This is a genomic window from Salinicola salarius (assembly GCF_002179555.1).
In the GTDB taxonomy this organism is placed as follows: domain Bacteria; phylum Pseudomonadota; class Gammaproteobacteria; order Pseudomonadales; family Halomonadaceae; genus Salinicola; species Salinicola salarius_A.
The window spans coordinates 1-776 of the sequence record NZ_NHOU01000124.1 but is presented as its reverse complement, the minus strand read 5'-3'; the positions used below and the strand labels follow the sequence as shown (position 1 = coordinate 776).

Annotated in this window: 1 rRNA gene; it reads right to left on the bottom strand. The window is 55.3% G+C overall.

What is annotated here, in order from left to right:
- Window positions 1-24: 24 nt before the first annotated feature.
- Window positions 25-776, bottom strand: a 23S ribosomal RNA gene (locus tag CCD76_RS19420); the annotation flags it as partial.

Below are 776 nucleotides of genomic sequence, written 5' to 3'. Positions count from 1 at the left end.
GTGTCGTAAACCCCTTGGGGTTATATGGTCAAGCCTCACGGGGCATTAGTACACGTTAGCTCAACGCCTTGCAGCGCTTCCACACCGTGCCTATCAACCAGCTAGTCTTGCTGGACCCTTTAGGAGACTCGAAGTCTCGGGGAGATCTCATCTTGAAGAAGGCTTCCCGCTTAGATGCTTTCAGCGGTTATCCCGTCCGCACATAGCTACCCGGCGATGCCACTGGCGTGACAACCGGAACACCAGAGGTGCGTCCACTCCGGTCCTCTCGTACTAGGAGCAGCACTTCTCAAATCTCCAACGCCCACGGCAGATAGGGACCGAACTGTCTCACGACGTTCTAAACCCAGCTCGCGTACCACTTTAAATGGCGAACAGCCATACCCTTGGGACCGACTTCAGCCCCAGGATGTGATGAGCCGACATCGAGGTGCCAAACACCGCCGTCGATGTGAACTCTTGGGCGGTATCAGCCTGTTATCCCCGGAGTACCTTTTATCCGTTGAGCGATGGCCCTTCCATACAGAACCACCGGATCACTAGAACCTACTTTCGTACCTGCTCGACGTGTCTGTCTCGCAGTTAAGCACCCTTATGCTCTTGCACTCAATGCACGATTTCCAACCGTGCTGAGGGTACCTTCGTGCTCCTCCGTTACGCTTTCGGAGGAGACCGCCCCAGTCAAACTACCCACCACACACTGTCCTCACACCGGATCACGGTGCCAAGTTAGAACGCCAATGATGCCAGGCTGGTATTTCAAGGTTGGCTCCACC